Consider the following 22,586-nt stretch of genomic DNA (forward strand, 5'->3'; position numbering starts at 1 on the left):
TAAATTGGAGATAGTAATGGAAACTTTACTGAGCTTTTCTGCAATCGCCGTAGGTATTATCGTCGGTCTTGCTTCTCTTGGTACAGCGATTGGTTTCGCACTACTAGGTGGTAAATTCCTAGAAGGTGCAGCACGTCAACCAGAAATGGCTCCTATGCTACAAGTTAAGATGTTCATCATCGCAGGTCTACTTGATGCGGTTCCAATGATCGGTATCGTAATCGCGCTACTATTCACATTCGCAAACCCATTCGTTGGTCAACTAGGTTAATCACCTTTAACTCGGGACGAGCTCAGGCTTGTTACTGATTAACACTAAGTCCAAATAGAGGGGTAGCTGTTGTGAACATAAACGCAACTCTGCTAGGTCAAGCAATCTCGTTCGCACTATTTGTGTGGTTCTGCATGAAGTATGTATGGCCACCGTTGATGCAAGCGATTGAAGAACGTCAGAAAAAAATTGCTGATGGTCTTCAAGCAGCGGAACGTGCTGCAAAAGACTTGGATCTAGCACAAGCCAACGCTTCTGATCAGATGAAAGAAGCGAAGCGCACAGCAACTGAGATCATCGACCAAGCGAACAAGCGTAAGTCTCAAATTATTGATGAAGCTCGCGAGGAAGCTCAGGCAGAACGCCAGAAAATCCTAGCGCAAGCGGAAGCAGAACTTGAAGCTGAACGTAATCGTGCACGCGATGAGCTGCGCAAACAAGTTGCTACTCTGGCTGTAGCTGGTGCTGAGAAAATCCTTGAGCGTTCTATCGATAAAGACGCTCAGAAAGATATTCTCGACAACATTACTGCAAAACTTTAAGTCTGGGGGCGCATATGTCTGATTTGACTACAATCGCACGCCCCTATGCTAAAGCAGCTTTTGACTTTGCTGTAGACAAAGACCAGTTGGACCAATGGGGCCAAATGTTGTCTTTCGCTACTGAAGTTGCCAAAAACGAACAAATGAATGAACTTCTAACGGGTTCTGTTTCAGCTGATAAAATGGCAGAAATTTTTGTTGCAGTTTGCGGTGAACAAGTTGATGCGCACGGTCAAAACCTGATTAAGGTTATGGCTGAGAATGGTCGTCTGACGGCCCTTCCTGATGTTTGTGAGCAATTCTTCTTATTGAAGAAAGAGCATGAGAAAGAAGTCGATGTTGAAGTGATTTCAGCAAGCGAACTTTCTGATGAGCAGCTAGCAAATATTGGCAGCAAACTTGAAGCGCGTCTTGAACGCAAAGTGAAGCTGAATTGCAGCGTAGATGAGACCCTACTTGGTGGGGTTATTATTCGAGCCGGAGACCTAGTCATCGATGACTCAGCGCGTGGTCGTTTGAACCGCCTGAGCGATGCATTGCAGTCTTAATGGGGATTGGAGCATGCAACTTAATTCCACGGAAATTAGCGATCTAATCAAACAACGTATCGAATCTTTCGAAGTTGTTAGTGAAGCTCGCAACGAGGGTACTATCGTATCGGTAAGCGATGGTATCATCCGCATCCACGGCCTAGCGGACGTGATGCAAGGTGAAATGATTGAATTACCGGGTGGCCGTTATGCACTAGCACTTAACCTTGAGCGTGACTCGGTTGGTGCGGTAGTAATGGGCCCATATGCTGACCTTAAGGAAGGCATGAAAGTTACAGGTACTGGCCGCATTCTTGAAGTGCCAGTTGGTCCAGAACTACTAGGTCGCGTAGTAAACACGCTAGGTGAACCTATCGATGGTAAAGGTCCAATCGAAGCGAAACTGACTTCGCCTGTAGAAGTAATCGCACCAGGTGTAATCGACCGTAAATCGGTAGACCAACCTGTACAAACTGGCTACAAATCAGTTGACTCAATGATCCCTATCGGTCGTGGTCAGCGTGAGCTTGTGATCGGTGACCGTCAGACTGGTAAAACAGCAATGGCGATCGATGCGATTATCAACCAGAAAGACTCTGGTATTTTCTCAATCTACGTAGCAATCGGTCAGAAAGCATCGACTATCGCTAACGTAGTTCGCAAACTAGAAGAGCACGGCGCGCTAGCTAACACTATCGTTGTTGTTGCATCTGCTTCTGAATCTGCAGCGCTACAATACCTAGCGCCATACGCAGGTTGTGCGATGGGTGAATACTTCCGCGATCGCGGTGAAGACGCACTGATTGTTTACGATGATCTATCTAAGCAAGCGGTAGCTTACCGTCAGATCTCTCTACTACTAAAACGTCCACCAGGCCGTGAGGCATTCCCAGGTGACGTATTCTACTTACACTCGCGTCTACTAGAGCGTGCAGCTCGTGTAAACGAAGAGTACGTAGAGCGTTTCACTAACGGTGAAGTGAAAGGTAAGACTGGTTCTTTGACTGCTCTTCCTATCATCGAAACTCAAGCAGGTGACGTTTCAGCATTCGTACCGACTAACGTAATCTCGATTACCGATGGTCAGATCTTCCTACAAACTGAGTTATTCAACGCAGGTGTACGCCCAGCCGTTGACCCAGGTATCTCAGTATCTCGTGTAGGTGGTTCAGCTCAGACGAAAATCATCAAGAAGTTATCTGGCGGTATCCGTACTGCACTAGCTCAGTACCGTGAACTAGCGGCATTCGCACAGTTCTCGTCTGACCTTGATGAAGCGACGAAGAAACAGCTAGACCACGGTCAAAAAGTTACAGAACTAATGAAGCAGAAGCAGTACGCTCCAATGTCTGTATTTGACCAAGCACTAGTAATCTTCGCGGCAGAGCGCGGCTATTTAGCAGATGTTGAACTAAGCAAACTGCTAGATTTCGAAGCGGCTCTACTATCGTACGCTCGCGGTCAATACGCTGAATTCGCAGCTGAGATCGACAAGACGGGTGCATACAACGATGAAGTTGAAGCTCAGTTGAAGAAACTGACTGACGACTTCGTAGCAACCCAAACTTGGTAATTAGGTCGGTGGCAGTTTCTGCCACCAACTAACGGAGAGTAACGATGGCCGGCGCAAAAGAGATACGTAATAAAATCGGTAGTGTTAAAAGCACGCAGAAAATTACGAAAGCGATGGAAATGGTAGCAGCTTCAAAAATGCGTCGTTCTCAAGACGCAATGGAAGCTTCTCGTCCATACGCTGAAACAATGCGTAAAGTGATCGGTCATGTGGCTAACGCAAACCTAGAGTACCGTCATCCGTACCTAGAAGAGCGTGAAGCTAAACGTGTTGGTTACATCATCGTTTCGACAGACCGTGGTCTGTGTGGTGGTTTGAACATTAACGTGTTCAAGAAAGCCGTCACAGACATGCAATCATGGAAGGAGAAAGGTGCTGAAGTTGAACTGGCGGTAATCGGTTCAAAAGCAACAGCTTTCTTTAAAAATGGTGGCGCAAAAGTTGCGGCACAGGTTTCTGGTCTGGGTGATAACCCAAGCCTAGAAGACCTAATCGGTTCTGTTGGCGTAATGCTTAAGAAATACGATGAAGGTGAACTGGACCGTCTATACGTAGTGTTCAACAAATTTGTGAACACTATGGTTCAGCAACCAACGATCGATCAATTGCTACCTTTGCCTAAATCGGACAGCGAAGAGATGCAGCGTGAGCACTCATGGGACTACATCTATGAGCCTGAGCCAAAACCTCTATTGGACACACTTCTAGTGCGTTACGTAGAGTCTCAGGTATACCAAGGTGTGGTAGAGAACCTTGCTTGTGAGCAAGCGGCTCGAATGATTGCGATGAAGGCTGCAACGGATAACGCAACCAACTTGATTGAAGATCTAGAACTTGTGTACAACAAAGCCCGTCAGGCTGCGATTACACAAGAACTATCGGAAATCGTTGGTGGTGCATCTGCGGTTTAAGCTTAGGTAAAACGAAATAGTTTAGAGGATTAACGATGGCTACAGGTAAGATCGTACAGATCATCGGTGCGGTAGTCGACGTAGAGTTCCCACAGAGCGAAGTACCAAGTGTATATGACGCTCTAAACGTTACAGAATCGAAAGAGCGTCTAGTTCTTGAGGTTCAACAACAGCTAGGCGGTGGCGTAGTTCGTTGTATCGTAATGGGTAGCTCTGATGGTTTACGTCGTGGCGTTGAAGTGGTTAACACTGGCGCTCCAATTTCAGTACCAGTAGGTACTAAAACTCTAGGTCGTATCATGAACGTCCTAGGTGACGCGATTGATGAGCGTGGTGAGATCGGTGCAGAAGAGGTTTACTCTATTCACCGTGAAGCACCAAGCTACGAAGAGCAATCAAACGAAACAGCACTTCTAGAAACTGGTGTTAAGGTAATCGACTTGGTTTGTCCATTCGCTAAGGGTGGTAAAATCGGTCTATTCGGTGGTGCAGGTGTAGGTAAGACCGTTAACATGATGGAACTTATCAACAACATCGCACTTCAACACTCAGGTCTATCAGTATTTGCTGGTGTTGGTGAACGTACTCGTGAAGGTAACGATTTCTACTACGAGATGCAGGAAGCGGGCGTTGTAAACGTTGAGAAGCCTGAAGAATCTAAAGTAGCAATGGTTTACGGTCAGATGAACGAGCCACCAGGCAACCGTCTACGTGTTGCACTGACTGGTCTAACAATGGCAGAACGTTTCCGTGACGAAGGTCGTGACGTACTACTGTTCGTTGATAACATCTACCGTTACACGCTTGCAGGTACAGAGGTATCAGCACTGCTAGGTCGTATGCCTTCAGCGGTAGGTTACCAGCCAACTCTTGCAGAAGAGATGGGTGTATTGCAGGAGCGTATCACGTCAACTAAGCAAGGTTCTATCACGTCTGTACAGGCGGTATACGTACCAGCGGATGACTTGACTGACCCGTCTCCAGCAACAACGTTCGCGCACTTGGATGCAACGGTTGTACTTAACCGTAACATCGCAGCTATGGGTCTATACCCAGCGATCGACCCACTAGATTCGACGTCTCGTCAGCTAGACCCACTAGTAGTTGGTCAAGAACACTACGACACAGCTCGTGGCGTTCAGCAGACACTTCAGCGCTACAAAGAGCTGAAAGACATCATTGCGATTCTAGGTATGGACGAGCTATCTGAAGAAGATAAGCAAGTTGTATCTCGTGCACGTAAGATTGAGCGTTTCCTAACTCAGCCTTACCACGTAGCGGAAGTATTTACAGGTGACCCAGGCGTTTACGTACCTCTTAAAGAGACACTACGTGGCTTTAAAGGTCTACTAGCTGGTGAATACGATGACATTCCAGAGCAAGCGTTCATGTACTGCGGTACGATTGACGATGCTATCGAGAATGCGAAGAAGCTATAAGGCTAACTAGGAGGCGATATGGCACCAATAACCTTTCACCTAGACGTAGTAAGCGCTGAGAAACGTATTTTCTCGGGTCGCGTAGAAACGTTTCAGGTGACCGGTAGCGAAGGTGAGCTGGGTATTTTCCACGGCCACACTCCGCTGCTGTCCGCTATTAAGCCTGGTATGGTGCGTATTGTGAAACAGCACGGCCACGAAGAGTTCATTTATGTCTCTGGTGGTATGGTCGAAGTTCAGCCGGGTACTGCTACAGTACTGGCTGATACAGCGATTCGTGGTGAAGATCTAGACGCAGCGAAGGCAGAAGAAGCCAAGCGCCGCGCTGAGGAGCAAATCCAGAATCAGCATGGTGACATGGACTTCGCACAAGCGGCCAGTGAACTGGCTAAAGCCATTGCTCAGCTTCGAGTTATCGAGCTGACCAAAAAGCGTCGCTAAGCTCAATTAGCAACGTTGCATGTAAAAGGCGGCCATTAGGTCGCCTTTTTGCTTATTTTTTAAGGGAAATTTACCTTCCTACGTTAACTATTGCTTCTTAACTGACTACAATAGTCGACAGTTTTATTTCAGTTTAAAGGTAATTCGATGAAGTTTAGCGCGGTAATTCTTGCTGCGGGTAAAGGTACACGCATGTACTCCAACATGCCGAAAGTACTGCATACCCTTGCTGGCAAACCGATGGCGAAGCATGTGATTGATACATGTGCGACTTTAGGTGCACAAAACATTCACTTAGTTTACGGACATGGTGGTGACCAAATGCAGGCAGTGCTAGCTGATGAACCTGTAAATTGGATCTTGCAAGCAGAGCAGTTAGGGACCGGGCACGCTGTTGATCAAGCTTCGCCACACTTCGAAGATGATGAAAAGATCTTGGTTTTGTATGGTGATGTACCTCTGATTTCAGCGGAAACGATCGAAAACCTATTAGAAGCTCAGCCAAATGGCGGCATCGCTCTTTTGACAGTTATGCTAGATAACCCGATGGGATACGGTCGTATTATTCGACGTAATGGTCCTGTTATTGCTATTGTTGAGCAAAAAGATGCGACAGAAGAGCAGAAGCTCATCAAAGAATGTAACACTGGTGTGCTGGTGGCGACAGGTGGTGACCTGAAACGCTGGCTTGCTGGTCTAAACAATGAAAACGCTCAAGGCGAATACTATCTAACGGATGTTATCGCGGCTGCACATAGTGAAGGCCGAGCGGTAGAGGCTGTGCATCCGGTTAACTCTATTGAAGTTGAGGGTGTCAACGATCGTGCTCAATTGGCTCGTCTAGAGCGCGCATTCCAATCAATGCAAGCTCAGAAACTGCTAGAGCAGGGCGTGATGCTGCGTGATCCTTCCCGCTTTGATCTGCGCGGTGAGCTGCAATGTGGTATGGATTGTGAAATCGATGCCAATGTGATCATCGAAGGTAAAGTATCACTGGGTGATAACGTTGTCATCGGAGCTGGTTGTGTACTGAAAGACTGTGAAATCGACGATAACACCATCGTTCGCTCATACAGCGTAATTGAAGGCGCAACAGTTGGTGAAGAATGCACAGTTGGTCCATTCACACGCCTACGCCCAGGCGCAGAGATGCGTAACGACTCTCACGTGGGTAACTTCGTTGAAGTGAAAAACGCGCGTATCGGTGAAGGTTCTAAAGCGAACCACCTAACTTACCTAGGTGATGCAGAAATCGGTCAACGTACTAACATCGGTGCTGGTACCATCACTTGTAACTACGACGGTGCGAACAAGTTTAAGACCATCATTGGTAACGACGTCTTCGTTGGTTCTGACAGCCAACTTATCGCGCCAGTGACAGTTGCGGATGGTGCAACCATTGGTGCTGGTACTACGTTAACCAAAGATGTCGCTGAAGGTGAGCTTGTGATCTCTCGTGCGAAAGAGCGCAAAATTACCGGTTGGCAGCGTCCAGTTAAGAAGAAGTAAGCTTAATTCGCTTACATAAAAAGAATAAAAACCAAAGCCGCTCTTGATGAACGGCTTTGTTGTATCTGGTGCTGTGAAAGAGAGAGTTTAGTGACTTGGGATCGCTATGCGCTTCTCTAGCCAGCGCACCGCTTGAGAGACCAAAAGAATCAGCACCAAATATTCTAAGACGAGAAACGTATAGATCTCTAATGGTAAGTACTCATTCACCACCAACTCATTGGCTCGTCTTGTTAGATCACTTAAACCAATCACGCTGACTAGTGAGCTCATCTTGAGAATATAGACAAATTGATTGCCCAGTGGCGGTAAGATTTGGCGAAATGCTTGGGGAAGAATCACCAATCGCATTTTTTGCCAGTAGTTTAGCCCAAGCGACTCTGCTGCTTCATGTTGTCCGCGGCTTATGGCTTGGATTCCTCCTCTAAACACTTCCGCCATAAAGGCACTTTCTGCAATGGTTAATGCGATCACACCTGCCCAAAAATGATTCAGGGATACATCAAGCAGCGTTGGCATGCCGTAGTATACCCAGAGTAGCAATACTAAGACTGGTATCGAGCGGATTATCTCGACATAGATTCTGTTTAACCACTTAAGTGCAGGTGAATCAGATAAGGCTGGAAGGGCGACCAATAGCCCTAGACTCATCGCAAACAGCATGCTGAGTAGAGACACTTGGATCGTGTCATTAAAGCCTGCTATTAGAAACTTGATGTTGGTTAATCCCTGCTCCGTAGAAGGGTCAAGTATGTACCACCCCCATTGATAGTCAGAGCAACCTGTCAGTAATAGAGGGAAAAAGAGCCACAGCGTTCGATTATTCAACCTTCATTTCCTAACTTGACTAAAAAATGCCACTTGTTACTGCTATGTTATCAAGGTTGTGTTTGTAAATCTTGAATCAAAATAAGTATATAAGGAAATACAATGAAAAAGCTTATGTTTGCTGTTGTTCTTTGGTTATCGGTGATTACTCAATTTGCTCATGCTGAGAGCCGACTGCATGAAATACTGGATAGTGGCGTGTTACGAGTAGGGACGACTGGCGATTGGAACCCGATGACGATGAAAGACCCCGCTACCAATAGTTATCGTGGTTTTGATATTGACGTTACCACTGAGTTGGCCAAAGATCTCGGTGTTAAGGTGGAATACATCGCGACGGATTGGAAAACGCTAGTTAATGGCATTACTGCCAATAAATATTATGTTACTGGTAGCGCTTCATTGAATATGTCGCGTGCCAAAGTAGTAGGTTACAGCCAACCATACTTCTATCTTGCGTTTGTACCCGTGGTACAAAAGAAAGATTTAGCTAAGTTCTCTGATTGGGCGGATTTTGATAAACCTGAAGTGAAGGTCGCTGCTACGCTTGGTACCGTGCAAGAGAAGATGGTCAAAGACTTTTTTCCATCCGCGCAGCACATTGTCATTGAAGCGCCAGCACGTGATTTCCAAGAGTTATTGGCTCGCCGAGCTGATGTTTCTGTGACATCTAATGTAGAGGCGGCAACGCTGGTGGAGAAATTCAAACAGTTGGCGATTGTCCCAGTCAAAGAGCCTCGCAAGCCAACGCCTATTGCGATGCTGCTGCCTCAAGACGACCAAGTCTGGATTAACTATATTAACCACTGGGTTGAGTTGAAGAAAACCCAAGGCTTCTTCAAGCGAGTGGCCGAAAAATGGGGCTTGCAGAGTATGTAAGTACTTTCTTTTGTATACAAATATAAAAACAAAGAGCCGCATTACGCGGCCCTTTGTTTGCTGTTCTACTGAGATTGGCAGAACTAAAGTTCGTCTTCACTCACCACGCGAGCATTATCTGGCGTCGTGAAGTGCTTGGATAATTCACGGTTAGACAGGATGTACCCCATCCACAGACCACCCATACAGATGATGATAGCGACGCCCGTTACCATCTGAGCTTGGCTTGCCATCGCTGCTACTAGTGCGCTTGATAGGCTGCTCACGGTAATTTGTAAGCTGTTTTGCAAACCCGCTGCGGTAGCAGGGCTTTGCTTCGCACTTGCCAATGCACGGTTGACTACGATTGGGTACAGCGCACCATTCGCTACCGCAATCAGACAGAAAGGCGCTAGGATTGGCCAGATTGACGTCAATTGCCATTGCGAAGCAATGAAAATTAGTAGTGCAGCAACGCTAAATAGACCAATTAACTGACGCAGAACTTTTTCGTCACCGAACTTGCGTACACCTACTTTACCTAAGTAACCACCCGCCATAAATGCGATCGTCTGAGGGATAAAGCTCAAACCAATGTCTTTAGCTTCGTAGCCCAGTTGTGCCATGATTTCAGGCATACCTGTTAGGTAAGCAAAGAACGCTGCAGAAGCAGTTGCAAACATAAACACGTTACCTAGGTATGTTTTAGAACCCAGTAATGCTTTGATATCTGAAGACATACTGGTTTGTTTGGCTTCTACTTTTTCATTTTTTTGCGCCATAGTCGCAACGACCAACAGCACACCCATAAGCGTTAGTGCAACGAAAATACTGTGCCAACCAAAGCTGTCAGCCAGTAGTACACCTAGCTGAGGAGCGAGCGCTGGAGACAGTGCCACCAGCGGCATGATAGTGGCAAAAATCTGTTGGCTCTGGCTTGAGTGACGTTTGATTACCATCGCTTGCCAGATTACAGCAGGAGCACAGACACCGATTGCTTGTACGAAACGCAGTGCCAATAACTGCCATACTTGTTCACTGAACGCTAAACCAAACGAGGCGATAGTGAATATCACTAGACCTGCCGCCAGCGTATTGCGGTGGCCGAATTTGTCTGAAGCTAAGCCCCACATCAACTGACCAAAAGCCATACCAACAAGAAATACAGTTAAAGAAAGTGCGATTTGTTCTGGACCAGTGGCAAAGTCTATTTCCATTGCTTTGAACGCTGGTAAGTACATATCCGTGGCAATAAAGCCAAGCATAGATAGGGCTGCTAGATAAACAAGCTGTAGTTTTGAGATTTTCATGATTCAACCAATCAAATTATTTAATCACTTTTTAGTCAATATCCGTTGGCGCCAACCCCGATTTATTTACCCTTCCATTCTATTTTTCGATTTTGAGAAAATAAAACGCTAAAATTATTAGTTATCAATCAAATTTTTTGAAAGGTTACGGCCGTGTTCTCGAAGTCTTCGTTAGAAATGCTAGATACTGTTGCTCGTTTAGGCAGTTTTACAGCGGCAGCTGAAGTTCTGCATAAAGTACCCTCTGCGATCAGTTATGGTGTTCGTCAAGTTGAGCAAGAGCTTGATGTCGTTTTATTCCGTCGACTGCCAAGAAAAGTGGAACTGACCCCTGCTGGTGAGTTGTTTATCGAAGAAGCTCGTCTGCTACTCAGACAAATGGCTGAAGTCAAAGCACAAACCCGTCGTGCCGCACATGGCTGGCAGTCAACGTTGAAGCTCACGCTGGATAATGTGGTTAAGCTGGATAAGCTCAAACCTTTGGTTGAAGACTTCTACCGTGAGTTTGAATTCGCAGAGCTGCAAATCAACATGGAAGTATTTAACGGCTCATGGGAAGCCATCGCCCAGGGGCGTGCTGATATTGTCGTTGGAGCAACATCTGCGATACCTGTTGGTGGGGATTTTGAGGTCAAAGATATGGGCGTATTGGATTGGGCATTCGTGATGTCGCCAGCTCACCCTTGTGTCCGCCAGCAAATTCTAACTGAAGAGTTTGTCAGTCAGTTTCCGGCTATTTGTCTTGATGATACATCGAACGTGCTACCAAAGCGTCATACTGGCCACTATCCTAAGCAGCGTCGTTTGCTGTTACCCAATTGGTACAGCGCAATTGAATGCTTGAAGAATGGCGTCGGAGTAGGGTATATGCCTCGTCATATTGCAATGCCGTTGATTCATGAAGGAACACTAGTGGAAAAAGTACTGCAAGATGACATGCCAATCAGTCAGTGCTGCTTGGTATGGCGCAAAGATGACAACCACAAGTTGATTCAGTGGATGGTAGATTACTTAGGTGCATCGAATAAACTGCACCAAGACTGGCTTCAATATTGATAACAAAGCCACTTTCAAGGAAAGTGGCTTTGTTGGTTCTAGGACAAGAAAAACTTATACGATGGGTTGTCTGTTTCGTCTTTGCATTGATAGCCAAGTTCGCGCAAATGCGCAGAAAACTGACCTAAGTCGCTTTCATCTAACTCGAAGCCACATAAAACGCGTCCGTAGTCAGCGCCGTGGTTACGGTAGTTGAACAAGCTGATATTCCAATGAGTACCGAGTGTACTCAAGAACTTAAGCAGCGCTCCCGGATACTCTGGGAATTCAAAGCTGTAGAGGCGCTCTTTAAGCGGCTTAGACGGCTTACCACCAATCATGTAGCGCACGTGCAGTTTTGCCATTTCGTCATCAGACAGGTCAACCACAGGGTAGCCACCATCACGTAAGTCGTGAATGATGTTTTCTAGCTCTTCCTGACCGCCTTGCAAACGAACACCGACAAAGATATTCGCCAGTGCGTCATCATTGTAGCGGTAGTTAAACTCCGTTACGGCACGGCCGCCAATGAGGTTACAGAACTCAAAGAATGCACCTTGACGCTCAGGAATAGTAACTGCAAGCAGACCTTCACGTTTCTCACCAAGCTCGCAACGCTCAGAAACATAACGTAAGCCATGGAAGTTAGTATTGGCACCAGACAGCACGGTGCCTAGATTTTTACCTTGCAGTTTGTTTTGCTCAGCAAACTTCTTCAAACCCGCCAGAGCAAGTGCGCCCGAAGGCTCAGCAATGGCGCGAGTGTCTTCAAAGATGTCTTTTACTGCTGCGCAGATTTCATCGCTAGAGACCGCAATATGGCCATCAATGTACTTTTGACATAGACGGAAAGTCTCTTCGCCAATGCGTTTTACAGCGACGCCATCGGCAAACATACTGACTTGGTCTAGTACCACTGGCTCACCAGCATCCAAAGCGGCTTTGAGGCATGAAGAATCTTCTGGCTCAACTGCAATCACTTTGATTTCTGGCATGAGCTGTTTCACAAGCACCGCAACACCCGCAGCCAAACCGCCACCACCTACAGGAACGAAGATGTAGTCAAGGTGACCATTTTGCTGCAGCATTTCCATGCCGATGGTACCTTGACCTGCAATCACCAGTGGATGATCGAAGGGAGGGACAAAGGTGTACCCGTTTAACTCGGATAGACGCTCTGCCTCGGCTTTTGCCTCATCAAAGTTACTGCCGTGCAACACCACATTGCCACCAAAGCCACGTACCGCATCAACTTTGATGTCAGGTGTGGTTTTTGGCATCACGATAGTGGTCTTGATGCCTAGCTTAGTACCAGAAAGCGCCATGCCTTGAGCGTGGTTACCTGCAGATGCTGCGATGACACCTGCGGCTTTTTGCTCTTCAGACAGGCTTGCCACCATGTTGTATGCACCGCGCAATTTGAACGAGTGCACGGGTTGGCGGTCTTCACGTTTGATTTGCACATTGTTGCCAATACGAGCAGCAAGGCGAGGCATCTCTTGCAAAGGTGTGACAGTTGCGACTTCATACACAGGAGCACGCAAGATCTGGCGCAGATAATCTGCACCAGATTGGTTTTCCTGTTTTAAGGGAAAGGGTTGACTCATAAAGCTAGCCCTCGAGCTTAGATTTGTCTCGTACTGCACCTTTGTCAGCACTGGTCGCCATACTTGCGTAAGCTTTGAGTGCAAATGAAACTTCACGTTGGCGGTCTACCGGTTTCCAGCCTAACTCGTCTTGTTTCGCACGGCGCTCGGCAAGTTCTTGTTCAGATACTTGAAGTGAAATTGAACGGTTTGGAATATCAATCGCAATAATGTCGCCTTGCTTCACCAAGCCAATCGCACCGCCGTTTGCCGCTTCAGGAGAAGCGTGGCCGATAGACAAACCTGATGTACCACCAGAGAAACGGCCGTCAGTCAGAAGTGCACACTCTTTGCCAAGGCCCATCGATTTTAGGTAAGTGGTTGGGTACAGCATTTCTTGCATGCCCGGGCCACCTTTAGGGCCTTCGTAGCGGATAATTACCACGTCGCCTGCTTTTACTTCGCCACCCAAGATGCCTTCCACGGCGTCTTCTTGGCTTTCAAATACCACGGCTGGGCCAGTGAACTTATGAATACTCTCATCAACACCAGCTGTTTTAACGATACAACCATCCAGTGCGATGTTGCCTGATAGAACGGCTAGGCCTCCTTCTTGGCTAAAGGCATTTTCTTTGGTACGAATACAACCTTCTGCTCGGTCATCATCAAGGCGATCCCAGCGGCAATCTTGTGAGAACGCTTGAGTGGTACGAATACCCGCAGGGCCTGCGCGGTAGAACTTAAGTACTTCTTCGTCTTCAGTTTGGATGATGTCGTATTTCGCTAGCTGCTCTTTCATCGAAAGGCCAAGTACGGTGCGCGCATCATTGTGCAGTAGACCCGCTCGGTCTAGCTCACCAAGAATCGCCATTACGCCACCAGCGCGGTGTACGTCTTCCATGTGATATTTCTGGGTAGATGGTGCCACTTTACACAAGTGTGGTACTTGGCGAGACAGGCGATCGATATCTTCCATATCGAAATCCACTTCGCCTTCTTGCGCTGCAGCCAATAGGTGCAAAATGGTGTTGGTCGAGCCACCCATTGCAATATCCAGCGCCATTGCGTTTTCGAACGCATCAAACGTAGCGATGTTGCGAGGTAGAGCCGATTCGTCATCTTGCTCGTAGTAACGACGAGTCAGTTCAACGATGCGACGACCTGCATTAAGGAACAGTTGTTCACGGTCAGCGTGTGTTGCCAGCATAGAACCGTTACCCGGTTGAGAAAGACCCAGTGCTTCCGTTAGACAGTTCATTGAGTTTGCAGTGAACATGCCTGAACACGATCCACACGTTGGACATGCGCTACGTTCGATCTGCTCACTTTGCTCATCAGATACTTTTGGATCCGCGCCTTGGATCATTGCATCAACAAGGTCTAGCTTGATGATCTGATCAGAAAGCTTGGTTTTACCCGCCTCCATTGGACCACCAGAAACAAAGATAACAGGGATGTTAAGACGCATAGATGCCATCAACATTCCCGGAGTGATTTTGTCACAGTTAGAGATACATACCATGGCATCGGCACAGTGCGCGTTGACCATGTATTCTACTGAGTCTGCGATCAGTTCGCGTGAAGGCAATGAGTACAGCATGCCGCCGTGACCCATTGCGATACCATCATCAACCGCGATGGTGTTGAATTCTTTTGCGATGCCGCCGGCTTTTTCGATTTCACGTGCTACAAGCTGACCCATGTCTTTTAGGTGTACGTGACCCGGAACAAATTGAGTAAACGAGTTTACGACGGCGATGATTGGTTTACCGAAGTCTTCTTCTTTCACACCCGTTGCACGCCATAGTGCTCGTGCACCCGCCATGTTACGACCATGTGTTGTGGTTGCTGATCTATATTTTGGCATTTCCTAATCCTTCTTACTTCTGTTCTGGGTACACATAGTCTAACCAGCCCCACTTATCTTCCGTGGTGCCGTTAAATAGGCCAAAGTAGGCCGCTTGTAGTTCTTTAGTGATTGGGCCGCGTTTACCGGTGCCCACTTCAATTTTGTCGATAGTTGCTACTGGTACAACTTCAGCTGCGGTACCTGTCATAAAGACTTCATCGGCAAGGTAAAGCGCTTCACGTGCAATGTTGGCTTCACGCACTTCATAACCTTTATCGCGTGCAATAGTCATGATCGAATCACGAGTGATGCCCGGCAGAATCGCACTGGTTGCTGGTGGTGTGGTGATCACGCCGTCTTTGATAACAAAGATGTTTTCACCGGCGCCTTCCGATAAGTAGCCATCTACGCTCAGTGCGATACCTTCGTCATAGCCGTGACGACGAGCCTCACCACCGACTAGTAGCGAAGATAGGTAGTTACCGCCTGCTTTAGCCGCAGTTGGGATGGTGTTTGGTGCTGCGCGATTCCAACTAGAGATCATGGCATCAACCCCAGCTTCTAGCGCTTCTTCACCTAGGTAAGAGCCCCAAGGGAATGCGGCAATGATCAGGTCCATCTCAGTACCAACAGGTGGGCACACGCCCAAGCCAACATTACCGACAAAACCCAATGGACGAATGTAAGCGCTGTCGAGTTTGTTCTGGCGAAGGGTTTCGCGTGTTGCTTCCATGATTTCTTCCACTGTGTATGGAATCGGGAAGCGGTAAATCTTGGCAGAATCTTTTAAACGTTGTGCATGCTCACGGTGACGGAAGACAATTGGTCCTTTTGGCGTGTTGTAGCAGCGTACGCCTTCAAATACAGAGGTGCCGTAGTGCATTGCGTGAGTCAGAACGTGAACGTTCGCCTCTGCCCACGGAACCATCTCACCATTAAACCAAATGAAATCTGCAGTTTTCGTTGCCATTTATTGCCTTCCTTATGCACTCACGTGTTGTTGTAAGTTGTGATTTGGGAGCTCATCGCTGCGGATTTTGAGTACCTCAACGGTGCGAATATCCCACAACTTCTCAATTTGATTGACCAAAAACGAGATAGGTCGATCGCTGTCGACGATGATCTCTACGCTAGCTACTTTGCTTTCGTGGTTTTGGGTAGCCGCGACTTGTTTGATCACAAAGCCTCGGTGACGAATCACACGAAGAACGCGCTCCAACAATACCGGTTTATCGTCGGCTTTGATGTCGAGTAAATATCTGTCCATGCGATTGTCTCCTAAGTGTTTTCCAACATATCACTGTTTGATGCACCAGGTGGTACAAGTGGCCACACGTTCTCTTCTTCGTCGATTAAAACGTGAAGCATGTAAGAAGTCTTACTTTCTAGCATCTCTTTGAGAGCCGGTTCGACTTCTTCTTTCTTGGTGATGGTTTTACCCGGGATATCGAACGCTTTTGCCAGCATCACGAAGTCTGGGTTGTCATCAAGAATGGTTTCGCTGTGGCGGCCGTCAAAGAACAATGACTGCCATTGGCGAACCATGCCAAGACGTTGGTTATTAAGAAGGACAATCTTCACTGGAATCTGCCGACGCTTCAGCGTGCCCAATTCCTGCACGTTCATCATAAATGAACCGTCACCTGTAATAAGGATAGACTGATCATCAGGACGTGCGACTGCCGCACCCATCGCCGCCGGCAGGCCAAAGCCCATAGTGCCAAGGCCAGCAGAAGTGATGAAGTTTTGCGGTTCGCGCGGTTGGATGTGCTGTGCTGCCCACATCTGATGCTGACCTACGTCGGTCGAGACAATTGAGCTATCCGGCATCATGTCTGACAACTGTTTAAGTAGCAGCGGAGCGTAGATCAACTCGCCCGGGTGGTCGTAACGCCATTTGAATCCGCTACGCAGGCTTTCACTGTGATGTACCCAAGGAGTGATATCTTGAGTGAGCTCTAGTTGAGGGAGAATCTTGCTGATCTCGCCACGAAGTGGTGCATTTGCGTGGCGAAGCTTATGGATTTCAGCCGCATCGATGTCGATATGAATAACTTTCGCGTTTGGCGCAAACGTGTCGAGCTTACCAGTCACACGGTCATCAAAACGTGCCCCAACTACAATCAAAAGGTCACATTCTTGAACCACAAGGTTTGCGGCTTTGGTGCCGTGCATACCCAACATACCTAAGTAGTGCGGGTCGTGACGTTCAATGGTACCCAGACCTTTTAGCGTGCTTACTGCTGGCATTGGGTTTAAACGTAGGAATTCGCGTACTGAGTCTGTCGCTTTGGCAATCTGTACGCCACCACCAACGTATAGAACTGGGCGAGTTGAAGCGGCAAGCACTTCTTGAGCGCGCTGGATATCAGCATCAGTGACTGAAGGTGCAGCTGGTGGAACAAAAGGAGGCAGTAATTCGGTTGGTGCTTGAGCAAGCTGAACGTCTTTGGCGATATCAACAATCACTGGGCCAGGACGCCCTGTTTTTGCAACTTCAAACGCTTCGGCTAGCGTTGGGGCAAGGTCTTCAATCTCAGTCACTAGATAACTGTGCTTGGTACAGGCTAGAGACATTCCGATCACATCCATTTCTTGGAACGCGTCGGTACCGATATGAGAGCTAGCAACCTGACCTGTGATGGCTACTAGAGGAACGGAATCGAGGAAGGCGTCGGCAAGGCCAGTAACAAGGTTGGTGGCGCCCGGGCCGGAAGTGGCCATACAAACGGCAACGTCTTGCGTCGCTCGAGCCATCCCGATGGCGGCCATTGCAGCCCCTTGTTCATGACGGCATAAGATGTGCTCTACACCTCCGTCATACAACGCATCGTAGATTGGCATGATGGCTCCACCAGGATATCCAAACACCGTCTCGATGCCTTGCTGTCTTAAAGCGGCTACGACTAGTTCTGCACCGGTCATCGTAAACCTCCTTTGCTACGTTGTGGCTCGTAGCTATCGCCATGTGTTTTGCACTTCATGTGCACTCCCATTCTTCCCGTTAAGCTGTCTAAGGGTTAGACAGATGACAACTTGTAGTTGTAAAAAAACCCCCGGACTTCTCAGTGCGGGGGTTTTTTGTAATTTGTGGTTATCTTTCGCCCACAATCCCCCGCGCGGTGCCAATAATGACCACGATAATCAGGGCTAGCAGTGAGTTGATGTGAGCGAATAAGTTCATCTGTCTGTCGTTCTGTTTTCGTTAATAAGTATTGTGTAATGTTCTACGAAAATGTTTGCGTCACTAGTGGTAACACACAAATCTGCTGCATGACAAGCAAAAAGTCATTCTTTTTTCACATTAAGTACCAATCTGGACAGGCTATATAACATATCCATATAGAAAACATCTGGTTATATAACGTACAAAAATTTGAGGAAATTATGGGGCTGGCAATCATTCATAGTCGAGCAAGTGTGGGTGTGCAAGCGCCGTCGGTAAGCGTGGAAGTCCACATCAGTAATGGGATGCCGGGCTTTACGCTAGTGGGTCTACCGGAAACCACAGTAAAAGAATCGAAAGATCGCGTCCGCAGTGCGATCGTTAATTCCAACTTTCAATTCCCTGCCAAGCGAATAACGGTCAATTTGGCACCTGCGGATCTGCCCAAAGAAGGTGGACGCTTCGATCTGCCGATTGCATTAGGGATTTTAGCAGCTTCAGAGCAAATCGCGACAGATAAGCTCAAAAACTACGAATTTGTTGGTGAATTAGCCCTTTCTGGTGGATTAAGAGCTGTAAAAGGCGTGCTGCCCGCTGCATTGGCTGCGAACAAAAAACAGCGCCGTTTAGTAGTGCCTCATGCCAATGGTGATCAAGCGGCATTAGTGGGTAAAGATCAGCACAAATCTGCTCAATCGCTATTGGAGGTTTGTGCTGAGTTGTGTGGTCAGCATCAATTGAATTTGTATCAAACCCCGAAGAAAAAAGAGATCAAAATACACAGCCGAGATTTGCAAGACATCATCGGTCAACAGCAAGGTAAACGCGCTTTAGAGATCGCTGCAGCAGGCAATCACAATCTATTGTTTCTTGGCCCGCCTGGTACGGGGAAAACCATGCTGGCATCACGCCTGTGTGACTTGTTACCTGAGATGAATGTTGAAGAGGCAATGGAAACCGCTTCTGTGGCATCACTGACCCAAAGTGAAATCAACGAGCACAACTGGAAGACGCGACCGTTTCGCGCGCCGCACCATTCTAGCTCAATGGCAGCGCTCGTGGGGGGCGGTTCTGTGCCTAGGCCGGGTGAGATTTCATTAGCGCACAATGGGTTACTGTTCCTCGACGAGATGCCTGAGTTTGACCGTAAGGTGCTCGACTCTTTACGAGAGCCATTGGAGTCTGGTGAAATCATTATATCTAGAGCGCAGGGTAAAACCCGATTTCCGGCTCGATTCCAATTGGTGGGGGCATTAAATCCAAGCCCGACAGGGTACTACGAAGGTAATCAAGCTCGGACAAACCCGCAAGCCATCCTGCGTTACCTTGGTCGGTTATCAGGCCCGCTTCTTGATCGCTTTGATATGTCGTTAGAGATTCCCGCATTGCCAAAAGGCACACTTGCTGAAGGTGGCGATCGAGGAGAGCCTACCGCTGTGGTTAAGCAAAGAGTCAATCAGGCCAGAGAAAGCATGGTGCAACGCAGTGGTAAAGTGAACGCGTTATTAGGTAGTCGCGAGATTGAAGCCTTTTGCCCGCTGCAAAAAAGCGACGCTGAGTTTTTAGAAAATGCGCTGCATCGCCTTGGACTATCGATTCGTGCTTACCATCGCATCATCAAAGTCGCGCGTACTATTGCTGATCTCGAAGGCTCACCGCAAATTGAGCGAACTCATCTGGCAGAAGCTTTGGGTTATCGAGCAATGGATAGGCTGCTCAAGCAGTTGACGGCGCAGGCAGTATAAATTTAAGCCTGCTTTCGGTTGCGTTTATCTTGGTAGAGTGCTTGGTCAGCACGCTCGATACATTGCTCAAGACTCCCTTGGCACTCCACCAAGCCAAAACTGAATGAGATACCATGTAGATGGATATCATTTTCTACAAATTGGCGAATATTCAACAGGATGTCTTGAGCACTGGATAATGGCATGCAATCAAATAGGACGACAAACTCATCACCGCCAACCCGGTAGAGCGTGCCATTCTCTCCCAGTTTTTGCATCATTAAGGTGGCAAAGTCGATCAGTACTTTGTCTCCAATAGCATGACCATAAGTGTCGTTAACTTGCTTGAATTTATCCAAATCAAGATAAGCCACAACGCAGCAGTCACAGCCCTTTTGTATGGCTGACATCAACGCTTTTTTATTTAATGCACCTGTTAGGTGATCGTAATGTAGGCTTTGTTTTAGCTGGTTTTGTTCTTCGATACGCGCTGTTATATCCCATGCCATCAATACGATATGACGCTCACCATTAACTTCGGTAAGGTAGCGCATCGATTCAAAGTGGTGATTTTGAAAGGTTTCAATATCCACTCGCATCGGGGCTTTGCTGTCGATCAAAGCTTGGTCGTTGCGTTTGCATTGAAGTAACAGATCTCGTAGGTCTTCGTTATCACAATCTGTGATCATGTTGTCTAAGCTGATGCCGAGAATGTCTTCTTCGAAGAAAGCACGGTAGCGCTGGTTGAGGGCGACATGTTCACCTGTCTCTTTTCGCACAGCGATAAAACCCGGAAAGTTCTTGGAAAGAACGCTCATTAAGTTTTGTTCGGAAGCGTATTGAGGATCGATGTGCATGTATGGCTCTCGCAAATAATAAATAGGGCGCATATTATCCACAAGAGCGTTCGATTGGCTATTGTTTGAGCAATGAATTGTTTTTATTGTGACGATCAGTCCATTTTATACTCGCAGAAAATGGATCCCATTTACTGCGAGTATCGATCTTAGAAGTTGTAGTTCATACCAACTGAAACTAAATATTCTTTCTCATCGTAAAATGTGATGTTGGAATCGTTGTTCCCGTAACCAGCCAGAGAGATGAGTGACCAGTTTTGCCAATCGAATACGTTCTTGTACTCGTAGGCCGCGAACAAGCTGAGTTTCCCGTCATCACGCGTCTTATCGAATGTGTCACTGGCTGTTTCGTAGTTTTTCAGCGTGTAGCCTGCCGTAACCGCAAAACGATGGCGATTTACAAACTGGAACCAACTTAATTCGAATCGGTAAGAGTCGAAAGATTCCGCTTCACCATCTGCATCTTGGTAGACATAAGTAAATGCGGGTTGCAGCATCGACGTGCGACTGAGTGGAATGCGATAGTCGCCTTTGATGTGGTAGATCTTTGCATCACGCAGCAAAGATGAATCGGTCACGGTATCTTTTTCTACGTCTTTATCTGCGTACGCCAAATCAAGATTAAAGTTGTCGTCTAAGAAGCGATTGATTTGGAGACGAAACGCATTGCCGCCTTCATCGGTGGTTTTTCTCGACTGTCCCGTTAAGTACGGATCTTGCCAGGTTTCTCCCTCCAAGATGGTTGGTAAGTAGGAAAAGTCGAGTACAGTGCCTGAAGCCAGCTGGTATTTGTAACCAAGTTGGAAGGCGAGAGTACCGATCGCGATGTCGGAACGAGTGGTACCGGCATACACTTGGTGATTGAGTTTGTTACCAAAGGTATACGCTGCGCTGCCTAGCGGTGCGACGATAAAAGATTCATCACTTTCGGCACGCTGATTCAATGACGTGATAGTGCTGTTGCTGTCTGTATTGAAGTTGGATTCTGATGAGACGAAGCCTGCGTTCAACGAAATCTCACCGCTAAAACCTGCTGTTTCTGAAAGCTGAGCTTGTGCTGAACTGACGATAAAGGCCAAAGGCAGTAAGGTTAGCCTTGGATTCATTCGCTTTCTCCTTGTTTGTCGAATGAAAGATGTTATTTGAGCGTTGGTCCAGTTTTACAGTGAAACAAATCTGACCATTCTTACAAATGTTTCAATGTGGCAACGGATTCGTATAATTACACGCTGTTTTATTACTCACGCGCTATAGTTACTGATTGGTTACCATGTTGGCATATTTGTTACTCATTTTTAACGCTTCTTTTGTGATTATAAATTCTGCGGTTTGTTCCATCGCAATTTGTATCATCGCCATTTTTAAGCTGTTGCTTCCAACTGCGAAGCTCAAAGCCAAAGGCACCGAGGCTGCCAACAAAATGATGTGGGTGTGGGCAACGGTCAACGCCGGTATTCTTGCGTTCTCTAATCGCGTTGAATGGGATGTTCAAGGCGGTGAAAACCTAAAGAAAGACGGCTGGTACTTACTGATCAGTAATCATCTTAGTTGGACTGACATTGTTGTACAGTGTTGCGTGTTTAAAGATCGTATTCCGATGCCAAAATTTTTCCTCAAGCAGCAGCTATTATATGTGCCTTTTATCGGAATGGCATGCTGGGCGTTAGATATGCCGTTCATGCGTCGTTATTCGCGAGAGTATTTGCTTCGTAATCCAGACAAACGTGGGCAAGATCTGCAAACTACGCGCCGTTCATGTGCCAAGTTTAAACATACGCCCACCACAGTGGTGAACTATGTAGAGGGCACACGCTTTACTCAAGATAAGCAGCGTAAGAGCCGAGCGGGTTATCAACATTTGTTGCAACCTAAATCTGGTGGCATTGCTTATACGTTAGCGGCCATGGGGGAGCAGTTTGAGAACATCATCGATGTGACCTTAGCGTACCCAGAAAACACCAATAAACCCTTTAAAGATATGCTGATGGGGCGTATGACCAAAATTGTGGTGCGAGTGAAGGTTCTGCCAGTTGATGAGCGAGTGTTGGGTGATTACTTCAATGACAAGCCATACAAGCGCCAGTTTCAACAATGGTTAGGCGATGTGTGGCAAGAGAAAGACCAAGTGTTGCAAGAGATTCATAAATAGAAAGGGGA

General features: G+C 47.2%; 21 protein-coding genes. 12 read left to right on the top strand and 9 right to left on the bottom strand.

Features of this window, described 5'->3' with window-relative positions; translation table 11 throughout:
- Positions 1-16: 16 nt before the first annotated feature.
- From atpE to glmU, 8 genes are all read left to right on the top strand, one after another.
- Entirely contained in the window at positions 17-271 is a 255-nt protein-coding gene (atpE, locus tag KIV41_RS04040) for a F0F1 ATP synthase subunit C (RefSeq protein WP_002540812.1), read from the top strand.
- A gap of 71 nt (positions 272-342) precedes the next feature.
- Positions 343-813, top strand: coding sequence for a F0F1 ATP synthase subunit B (gene atpF / locus KIV41_RS04045; RefSeq protein ID WP_010444724.1), 471 nt, complete (start codon positions 343-345; stop codon positions 811-813).
- Between the two features lie 14 nt (positions 814-827).
- Entirely contained in the window at positions 828-1,361 is a 534-nt protein-coding gene (gene atpH / locus KIV41_RS04050; protein WP_010444722.1) for a F0F1 ATP synthase subunit delta, read from the top strand.
- A 13-nt stretch (positions 1,362-1,374) separates the two neighbouring features.
- Positions 1,375-2,916 carry a F0F1 ATP synthase subunit alpha gene (gene atpA, locus KIV41_RS04055; RefSeq protein ID WP_005451027.1) on the top strand — a complete coding sequence of 514 codons (1,542 nt, stop codon included), beginning with the start codon at positions 1,375-1,377 and terminating at the stop codon, positions 2,914-2,916.
- Between the two features lie 44 nt (positions 2,917-2,960).
- Positions 2,961-3,827 (top strand): F0F1 ATP synthase subunit gamma, encoded by an 867-nt coding sequence (atpG, locus tag KIV41_RS04060; RefSeq protein WP_010444718.1) that lies wholly within the window; start codon positions 2,961-2,963, stop codon positions 3,825-3,827.
- A gap of 35 nt (positions 3,828-3,862) precedes the next feature.
- Positions 3,863-5,266: a F0F1 ATP synthase subunit beta gene (gene atpD, locus KIV41_RS04065; RefSeq protein WP_045386090.1), complete on the top strand. Its 1,404-nt coding sequence runs from the start codon at positions 3,863-3,865 to the stop codon at positions 5,264-5,266.
- An 18-nt stretch (positions 5,267-5,284) separates the two neighbouring features.
- Positions 5,285-5,707: a F0F1 ATP synthase subunit epsilon gene (locus tag KIV41_RS04070; protein WP_005429758.1), complete on the top strand. Its 423-nt coding sequence runs from the start codon at positions 5,285-5,287 to the stop codon at positions 5,705-5,707.
- 147 nt (positions 5,708-5,854) lie between these two features.
- Entirely contained in the window at positions 5,855-7,216 is a 1,362-nt protein-coding gene (gene glmU, locus KIV41_RS04075) for a bifunctional UDP-N-acetylglucosamine diphosphorylase/glucosamine-1-phosphate N-acetyltransferase GlmU (RefSeq protein WP_285335736.1), read from the top strand.
- A gap of 87 nt (positions 7,217-7,303) precedes the next feature.
- On the opposite strand, the gene KIV41_RS04080 is transcribed toward glmU, so the two are convergent.
- Positions 7,304-8,044, bottom strand: coding sequence for an amino acid ABC transporter permease (locus KIV41_RS04080; RefSeq protein ID WP_252041377.1), 741 nt, complete (start codon positions 8,042-8,044; stop codon positions 7,304-7,306).
- A 102-nt stretch (positions 8,045-8,146) separates the two neighbouring features.
- On the opposite strand from KIV41_RS04080, the gene KIV41_RS04085 reads away from it, so the two are divergent.
- The gene (locus KIV41_RS04085; RefSeq protein ID WP_285335737.1) at positions 8,147-8,923 is read left to right on the top strand and encodes a transporter substrate-binding domain-containing protein; all 777 of its coding nucleotides are present in this window, start codon (positions 8,147-8,149) and stop codon (positions 8,921-8,923) included.
- Between the two features lie 83 nt (positions 8,924-9,006).
- Here KIV41_RS04085 and punC read toward each other — a convergent pair whose 3' ends face one another.
- Positions 9,007-10,212: a purine nucleoside transporter PunC gene (punC, locus tag KIV41_RS04090; protein ID WP_010444706.1), complete on the bottom strand. Its 1,206-nt coding sequence runs from the start codon at positions 10,210-10,212 to the stop codon at positions 9,007-9,009.
- A 153-nt stretch (positions 10,213-10,365) separates the two neighbouring features.
- On the opposite strand from punC, the gene punR reads away from it, so the two are divergent.
- Entirely contained in the window at positions 10,366-11,268 is a 903-nt protein-coding gene (gene punR / locus KIV41_RS04095; RefSeq protein ID WP_010444705.1) for a DNA-binding transcriptional activator PunR, read from the top strand.
- 38 nt (positions 11,269-11,306) lie between these two features.
- Here the strand turns inward: punR and ilvA are convergent, their stop codons facing one another.
- From ilvA to ilvG, 5 genes are read right to left on the bottom strand one after another with little or no spacing between them, the layout of a single operon-like run.
- On the bottom strand, positions 11,307-12,854 hold the full coding sequence (ilvA, locus tag KIV41_RS04100; protein ID WP_020195189.1) for a threonine ammonia-lyase, biosynthetic: 1,548 nt from the start codon (positions 12,852-12,854) through the stop codon (positions 11,307-11,309).
- A 4-nt stretch (positions 12,855-12,858) separates the two neighbouring features.
- Complete coding sequence (gene ilvD / locus KIV41_RS04105) at positions 12,859-14,700, bottom strand: dihydroxy-acid dehydratase (protein WP_285335738.1); 1,842 nt, start codon at positions 14,698-14,700, stop codon at positions 12,859-12,861.
- A 13-nt stretch (positions 14,701-14,713) separates the two neighbouring features.
- Positions 14,714-15,652 carry a branched-chain-amino-acid transaminase gene (gene ilvE, locus KIV41_RS04110; protein WP_009708024.1) on the bottom strand — a complete coding sequence of 313 codons (939 nt, stop codon included), beginning with the start codon at positions 15,650-15,652 and terminating at the stop codon, positions 14,714-14,716.
- A gap of 12 nt (positions 15,653-15,664) precedes the next feature.
- Positions 15,665-15,949: an acetolactate synthase 2 small subunit gene (ilvM, locus tag KIV41_RS04115; RefSeq protein ID WP_005429819.1), complete on the bottom strand. Its 285-nt coding sequence runs from the start codon at positions 15,947-15,949 to the stop codon at positions 15,665-15,667.
- A gap of 11 nt (positions 15,950-15,960) precedes the next feature.
- Positions 15,961-17,607, bottom strand: a complete 1,647-nt coding sequence (gene ilvG / locus KIV41_RS04120) for an acetolactate synthase 2 catalytic subunit (protein WP_285335739.1) — start codon at positions 17,605-17,607, stop codon at positions 15,961-15,963.
- Between the two features lie 462 nt (positions 17,608-18,069).
- On the opposite strand from ilvG, the gene KIV41_RS04125 reads away from it, so the two are divergent.
- Entirely contained in the window at positions 18,070-19,593 is a 1,524-nt protein-coding gene (locus KIV41_RS04125) for a YifB family Mg chelatase-like AAA ATPase (RefSeq protein WP_285335740.1), read from the top strand.
- 2 nt (positions 19,594-19,595) lie between these two features.
- Here KIV41_RS04125 and KIV41_RS04130 read toward each other — a convergent pair whose 3' ends face one another.
- A complete protein-coding gene (locus KIV41_RS04130; RefSeq protein ID WP_005451004.1) occupies positions 19,596-20,429 on the bottom strand; it encodes a GGDEF domain-containing protein in 834 nt (277 codons plus the stop codon).
- A gap of 149 nt (positions 20,430-20,578) precedes the next feature.
- Positions 20,579-21,535, bottom strand: coding sequence for a DUF2860 domain-containing protein (locus tag KIV41_RS04135; RefSeq protein ID WP_285335742.1), 957 nt, complete (start codon positions 21,533-21,535; stop codon positions 20,579-20,581).
- A gap of 164 nt (positions 21,536-21,699) precedes the next feature.
- Here KIV41_RS04135 and KIV41_RS04140 point away from each other — a divergent pair, with 164 nt between their 5' ends.
- Complete coding sequence (locus KIV41_RS04140; protein ID WP_285335743.1) at positions 21,700-22,578, top strand: acyltransferase; 879 nt, start codon at positions 21,700-21,702, stop codon at positions 22,576-22,578.
- The last annotated feature ends 8 nt before the right edge of the window (positions 22,579-22,586 follow it).

It is taken from the genome of Vibrio sp. D401a, assembly GCF_030248515.1.
GTDB lineage: Bacteria > Pseudomonadota > Gammaproteobacteria > Enterobacterales > Vibrionaceae > Vibrio > Vibrio rotiferianus.